Below are 8,256 nucleotides of genomic sequence, written 5' to 3' on the forward strand. Positions count from 1 at the left end.
ATAAGGGGCAGTTTTACGGGAACTTCGGGGACGGTATCGAGCTGCAGGGCAATGCCAGCGGACGGGTCGAAGGAACAGAAATTTTTGCCAATACCGGTAATGGTATTTTAAACACAGGTTCTGGTGCCGTGGATGCCCGGGGTGTCTGGTGGGGAGCGGTGGACGGTCCATCGGGTGATGCCAGTGGTGCTGGCGATCAGGTGCTGAATACCGGCAGTGGTTCAATCAACTCTTCTGAGCACCTTATTGATGGTACCGAATACGCTTATTTTGATGCAGGAGGCACAGAGCATGTTGCTTATGGCATTAATCTCCCGGTTATCAGTGGTGCTGCATCAACTGAGTGGGGGACGGCGAGTGCATACAGTAATCTCCATGATTTCAGTAAACAGCTGGATATCGACTTTGCAGGCCTTTCTGGAAGCAGTAACTATAAGCTGCTAGTGACCTACTTTGGTAAAGATGTCCCTACAGTTAGCCAGTCATTGAAGGTCAGAGAGTCTGGACATTTGATTCACAGTGCCTTGGGGGTTCCCTCTGCAAACCCGGCTTCTTCTGAGTTTTCTGTGCCACCATCACAAATTGATGCAGGTAATCTAGGGTTGTCTCTGAAAGCTGAGCAAGGTCCAAGGGCGTTGGTCAGTAGTGTACTTATTCTTAAGCAACAATCTTCAGATACCGAGGCTCCTGAACTTACGATTGTTCAGCCGGTGATGAATCAGCGAGTTTCTTCCAGTCAGTTAATGATCAGTGGTCGTGCATCTGATAATGCGGGAGCTGTGGATCGTGTTGAAGTGGGTGTGAGCACCGATGGCGAAAACTGGACCTGGTCTGATGTGAGTTCAATCAGTTCAACAGGTGTCTGGCACCTGAATAAAAGTGTTCCAGATTCAGGCAGCCTGTTGATTACGGCCCGAGCATGGGACAGTAGTGGGAATTTCAATCAACTGTCTGCACCTGTCCAGGTGATTGCTGATTCTTCTCTCCCGGCTTCTGTTACCGGTTTGGTGGCGGCATCTGCAGAAGGCCAGGTTAAGTTACGTTGGAATTTGTCTATTGATGATGGCAACGGTGAATCTGATGTAAGCAGTTACAGGGTTCTCAGGGCCGTAACGGATTCTTCTGAGTTTGAAGAAATGACTGAATTGGCTTCAGGAAGCAATCAATACATTGATACTGCTGTCAATGAGAACGAGAGCTTCCATTATCGAATAAAGACGATTGATATGACTGGAAACTATTCATTGTCGCTCCCTGTTGGCCCAGTCACTGTTACAGCGGGTAGCGATAATACTGCTCCTGAAGCAGTCACAAACCTTACTGCATCTGTCAGTTTCTCTGGTTCAGGAAATGCTGTGATTTTTTATCAGTGGCAACATTCTGCTGACACTGCAAAAGACCTGGCAGGTTATAGGGTAAGTTTGTTGAGGGGCAGTGATGAAGTGGCATCAGTCAACCTGTCTACAACTCATAATACTTATGCTTATTCTGAAGCAGTTGCAGGTGAGAGTTATAGTGTCCACGTTACTGCTATAGATCTGGTTGACAACACCAGTGAACCCTCGACATTAATAACCACTATTAATGATCAGGTTCAGACCATTTCATTAGCCGGTAATCTGTCAGATGAACTTAATCTTCCAGCAGCTGTTTACAGGGTGAGTTCTCTCACCATTCCTGCCGGAAGAACCCTGACTCTTAAACCAGGCACCATTATCAAGTTCAACGCTAACCAGAAACTGAATGTTTATGGAGAACTGGTGAGTTTGGGTACTAAAGAAGAGCCTGTTGTCTTTACTGCCGCCAATGATGATGTATTTGGTGGCGACACTAATGGCGATGGTGAGTCTGCAGGCTCAAGAGGTTATTGGGATCGCATCCAGTTATACCCAGGAGCAAAGGCAAGACTGCAGGGATCTATAGTTCGTTTTGGCGATCGTTCCAATGTTGGTCAGTTCTATGCCGAGCGGGCCAGTCAGGTTGAGATTGACAGCAGTATCTTTGAAGAGAGTCAGTATCGAGGTATTTATGTTTTTGGATCACCACTGAAATTGACGAATTCAACGATCAGAAATAACAGCCAGATTGGTTTGTATATTTATGATCGAAATAACTACTCCAGCAGCATACAACAGGTCATTGGTAATACCTTTGATAATAACCAGTATGGTATTTATGTTGACTATGACCCGGTCAATATCGAGAACAACCAGATCATAAATAACACGATCCAGGCTATTCATTTTACCGGGAATTATCAGGCTAATCCGGTACTCAAGGGGAATACAATCACGGGTAATGCTTCTTTGATGGTGCTTCCAGCTACGGCGGTGCCAGATAGTAGCAATACTATTGAAGCTACTGGTCCAGATCAGGTTATTGACCTTCGTGGTCAGGATCTGTCTCAAGATACAACCCTGTACACCTTCGGTACAGATACCATTCCTGTTGATACCTATGTTCTCCATAACAATAACTTGAAGGTTCCTAACCACACCGTTCTGGAAGTCAAACCAGGCGTCAATGTGAAGTTCAATGGCAACTACGGGCTTTATTCCTACGGAGCTTTAGTTGCGAATGGTGAGGCTGATAAAAAAATCACCTTTACTTCAGTCCATGATGACCTGGTTGGAGGAGACACCAACAAAAATAGTGGTAGTACCTCTCCTGGTAATGGTAACTGGCAGGGCGTAAAACAGTATGGTTCTACTTTGGCCCGATTTACGCGGCTGAATAATGTCATCATCCGTTATGCGGGTAACGGTGATGCAGCCCTGTATATGCAGAATGTGTCTCCGTCTATAGATAACCTTGAAGTGTCCAACAGTCTTGGGCATGGAATCAGAATCTATGAGGCGTCTCCAGAGATAACCGGCTCATTCATCTGGGGGAATGATGGCAGCGGTGTTTACATTGATCGCAATAGCAGCAATACGTCCATCAGCTTCAGTCGTATAGCCTCTAACGGTGGTCATGGTGTTGCAGTGGCCAATGGCGCCAGAGCATCCGTTACGAACAGCGATATTTTCGGTAACAGAGCCCAGGGTATCTATAACAGTTCAGGCAATGAACTGACAGCTACCCAGAACTGGTGGGGTGAAGCAGACGGCAGTGGTCCGTTACATGAAGCTTCTAACCCGGAAGGCACGGGTCAAACAGTATCCGATAAAGTTGTATATACGCCTTTCAAGGAAAATCCCTCCATTGATTATGTCTACGCGAATTTTCAATCTCCGGAGGTTCTGACACGTGGTAATGTCACTGCCCCGGAAATTGTTCAGGGAACGCTTAGTAATGAGTGGGACAGTGCGGGCTTGTCACCTGGGAAAACCATGTTGTATGACAAAAATAAAGTGGTCCTGCGTTTTCCGTCTTTGAATCCCGAGAAAAGGTACAAGATTCGCGCGACCTATTTTAATGGTGACCCCTCACTATCTGTGCAAAGTCTGACAGATGGCGAGGATAACTCCGTTCATTCAGGCATGGCGATGCCTACAAAACCTACCTCTTATCAGTTTGCAATACCACAACCCTATTACTCTTCAGGGCAGCTGACTTTGAATTTTGTTCATGACAATGCTGATACCTCCATTCGAGGGGCTTTGTCAGAACTCTGGCTGCTTGAAGACAGTCTTGAACTCTCTCCACCCAAGTTCAGTGAAATTAAATTCAATGACAAAGATGGCAATGGAGTGACCAGTCAGGGCGATGAATACTGGTTTGTATTCTCAGAAGCACTGGATACACAACAACTGGAGGATGGTACTACCGACGCCAACCTGAAACTGAAAACAGATACCGCTTCTATTTGGGGTAATGAAAACAGCATTCGCTGGTCTGCAGATGAAACAACAGTCATTGTGACTTTAACTGAAGGCTTCACCATCAATGGGTCTGAGCAGATTTCACTGACAGGACTGAGTGATAAATATGGTAATGCAGCTATTGGAGTGCAAAGCTTGACCCGGGTGGACTCAGTTTCTCCGGAGCTGATGGACCTGCGTTGGAGTGATAGCGATAGCAGTGGTTACCTGAGTGTTGGGGATATCTACACTTTTGTCTTCAACGAAGCAATGGAACAAAGCGTTCTTTCTTCTGATGATGCTCAGTCGGCAAATGCTCACCTTCGTCCTGAAGGGGGCTTAAAGTACGGTGCTGAAGCTGCTCCTTTCTGGTCTGAAAATAGGCGTGAAGTTAAAGTTCAGGTTACTTCAGGGTTCTCCATTCTCGGTGATGAGCTGGTTCAACCCAGTCGCTTTATAAGAGATGTGGCTGGGAACAGTGTGACAGGCACCGTTCGCCTGGTAGGGCGAGACTTGACCGCTCCATCATTTACCGGTGTCTTGTTTGATGATCTGGATGGTAATGGTCTGACTTCTTTGGGAGACAGTTATACCTTCCTCTTCAGTGAGCCTATGAGAACAGCTTCAGTATCCAATGATACCGATGAGGCTAACCGTAACCTGGCACCGGGTAGTGCAGTTTACGGAACATCAAATCGTGTGGTATGGAGCAGGGATTTCACCCGAGTGACGGTTTTCCTGATCGATGGATTTACCGTGGTTGGATCAGAAACAGTGACGCCGGGTCAGGATCTGGTTGATAGCTCCGGAAATACCTTGGAAGGCTCTGTCGGTTTGAACACCACAGATACAGTGAAACCTGAATTGAAGGCTGTTGTGGCCAGTCATAATTCTCCTGTGCCTCAGGAGGCGGCTTTCACTTTATCCGTCCAGTTTAATGGTTCTATGAAAACAGTTTCTAACCCTCAGTTGCTGCTTCAGGCTGAATCGGGTGCCCAAATTACTGTCCCAACCGGAAGCTGGAGTCAAACAAAATTTGCAGCTGATACCTATGTATCAGGTGTAATCAGTTTGCCAAATAATAATCGGGAAGAGTGGCTTTTATCGGTCAGCGGAGCACAAGATGTTGCCGACAACCAGATGGAAGCAACCAGCAATATCTATCGCTTCAGAATTCAGGAAACAGCGCCAGCTATTGCCAATTATGAACTGAGTCCTGTCGTTCATTCCCTGACCAATAATCTCATCACTCTGAGAGGAAGCAGGCCTGATAATTCATCGATCTGGGTGAATGGTACTTTAAGGCTTTCAGCGGGGAGTGGTGACTGGCAGTTTAACCAGAGTCTGTCCCAAGGTCTTAATACCTTGAATATTGTCAGTCGCGATCAATGGAATGAGGATTCTGCTGTTGCTGTCCTGAAATTTAATGTCGACAGTATTGCGCCAGTGATTGAAACAGTTTATCCAGCGAACAGTGCCAGGCTGAAGTCAGCCCCTGAATACGTTCGGATTAATGTCAGGGAAGAAGGCAGTGGGATTGACTGGGAGGCTACAACCTACTCACTGAGAAGAGCAGACGAGTTGGTTGCGGGTAATTGGGAGACTGGAGCGAATGCCATTGAATTCAGACCTTCGACAGTATTGGGTGAAGGAACTTATCAGGTTGCTGTTCTACTTCAGGACAAGATGGGCCTGAGTTCTAATGAGCAGACGTATCAATTTAATGTTGATACAACAGCCCCAGAAGCTCCTGCGTTGGATGCTTACCCTTCAACCATCACTGTCAACTTCTATGATTTTGCGGGCACTAAAGAAGTGGGCTCTCGTCTATATGTTAATGGTGGTGAGGTGTCTACGGACATCAATGCCACTCGTTGGTCACATCGCGTTAATCTGATGTCTGGCAACAATGCGGTTCAGTTTGTAGTAGTAGACGCTGCAGGCAATGCCAGTGGAGCAACAATAGCAAGCATCATTCTGGATGATATTGCACCAGGTGCCGTCTCTTTGAATGTCGATGGTCGTAAAGACGGCCAGTCAGTTGCTCTGGACTGGAGCAGTTATGATGAAGTGGTCAATGGCAATGATATTAAACACTACAGGGTCTATCTCAGCGGTTCTGCCTATAGCGACGTAAACCAGGCCACCTTACTCAAAAAAGTGGTTGGTCGTAAAACTACTCTTGTAGAAGGTTTGACCTCAGGCCAGACCTATCATTTTGCTGTGGTAGCGGAAGACGCTGCGGGTAACTATTTGACGGAAGTCGTTAGTCAGGCAGTCACTGTTGAAGATGCAACGCCTCCCTCTGAAGTGACTCGTCTTCAAGCAGGCAGTCACGCCGATCGCATCAGCTTGACCTGGCAGGCACCTTCTGAATCCGATTTATCCGGGTTTAAGGTATATCAGAATGGCAACTTTCTGGCTGAGCTGGACAAGTCAAAGATTTCCTATGAGGTCAATAATCTGGAGAGAGCTGCAGTCCACAGCTTTAAGATTTCAACTCTGGACAGCAGTAGTAATGAAAGTGACGGAACTCTCATTGAAGCGGTTACCTGGTTATTGAATCCGGAAGGTCTGACTTATACCGAGTTGGATAGCCGTGTAGATTTGAGTTGGAATCCCTCGCAGCCCCAAGAGCAGGTGAATCGATACTTTGTTTTTGTCGAAACTCAGTCGTTTACTTCTGTGGAAGGTCTTACCGCTCATTCTATTTTGCAATCTGGAAAAACCAGTTTGAGTATTGCTGGGCTGGAGAACGGTCAGGACTACTATCTGGCTGTTGTGACCGAAAATAAGACGGGTGGTGCTGACCCTGCTGTGCAAGTAATAAAGGTGGCTCCCCAGACTGATAATATTGGTCCTGAGATCAGTAATATCCAGTTTGTAGCAGCCGGTCAGACCGTAGCGGTTGAGAATGGGTTAGTTCTCTCTCGCCCTGGGCAGGTAGTTGTTCAAGCCAGTGATTTGTCGGGCATCTCGCGTCTGGAGTTACTGTTGGATGATCAGCCTCTGTTGGAGGACAGCTTTATCTCTGATGGGTTGCAGGGGACTATTGATCTCCAGTCTATTGCAGATGGACAGCATACCCTCGCAGTAAGAGTTACTGACACACTGGAGAACGTCACCACTCAAACCTTTACCCTGAATGTCGATCTTGATGCACCGGGCGCACCGATTCTGTCAGCACCGGCTGACGGCGGCCTGACCAATCAAACCAGTGTTGTCCTGATCGGTACCAGTGCTCCGGGCGCCGAGGTGCAGGCCCGGGTCAATGGTTCGGCTGTGGGCAACTGGCAGGCGGTGGATGGTCAGGGGCGTTACACCTTTGCGGTGGACCTGGTCGAAGGCAGTAATGCCCTGTCCGTGGTCAGCCGTTATCAGGGGCGAAGTAAGGTCTCTGGTGTTTCTGCTATCAGCAACCTGACCCTGGATCAGAGTCTGCCGGACAGCCCAGCGGCGCTGACGGCAGTAAGCCGGGCCCAGGGCGAAGTGCGTCTGAGCTGGCAGGCGGTGGACGGTGACCTGTCCGGTTACCACGTCTATCGCAGTCCCTCGTCGTTCAGTGGGGTATCGGAAGCCGGAGTAGAGCGTTTGACCTCGGCACCGATCTCCGGACTGGGCTACAACGATGTGCCAGTGACCGACGGGACTTACTTTTACACCGTCACCGCCCTGACTCGAGCCGGTAATGAGAGTCGGGTACCGGCTCCGGTGTCCGCCGAAGCTGACAGTCAGGGTCCCCGGGCTGAATCGGTGACCCTGGACAGTAACGGTCCTAAAGCCGACGACGGTCGTCTGGGGCAGGGCACGGTGAGTGTGGCGGTGCGTTTCGACGAGCCCCTGCGCAACCCGCCGTTCTTTGCCTTCAGCTTTGGCCAGACCAGTATCCCGGTCACCCTGAGCAAGGACTATAACGATGATCAGCGCTACACCGGTCAGTTCAGTCTGACCGGCAGTACCCCCTCAGGCATCGGCTTCCTGGTGTTCCAGGCCTTTGATGCCCTGGGTAACCAGGGCTCGGAGCTGGTCAGTGGCGAACTGTATGAACTGAAGGTGGATACCCAGGGACCGGAAGTGACGGCCCTGACCCTCAACCCCGGTCATCCGCTGGCCAACACCGGCTCTACCGAGGTGGAAGTGCAGTTGCGACTGAACGACGATGTTTCAGCTTCTGAGGTACCCCAGCTGGTGCCGACCCTGGACGGAGTCGCGATTCCGGCTCTGGCCAGTGGCATTGCCTTGAGCAAGGACGGTCAGTCCCAGCCCGGAGCACCGCTCTGGGTGGGCCGCTTTACCCTGCCGGCCGACGCCGGTCAGGAAAAATTACAGCAACTGGCCTTCACCTGGCAGGCCGAGGATGACCTGGGCAATGGCAGTACCCGGATTCACGGACAGCCGCGCTTTGACGTCTATCAAGGGGATCTGCCGGCCCTGAATGCGCCACTGGGTCTTC

1 protein-coding gene is annotated in these 8,256 nt (G+C 49.2%); it reads left to right on the top strand.

Annotated features, from left to right (window positions below):
- The coding region (locus ACR2PX_RS02895) for a right-handed parallel beta-helix repeat-containing protein (RefSeq protein WP_433997857.1) at positions 1-8,256 on the top strand (8,256 nt) is incomplete at both ends.

Source organism: Endozoicomonas sp., from assembly GCF_051008435.1.
Taxonomy (GTDB): Bacteria; Pseudomonadota; Gammaproteobacteria; order Pseudomonadales; family Endozoicomonadaceae; genus Endozoicomonas_A.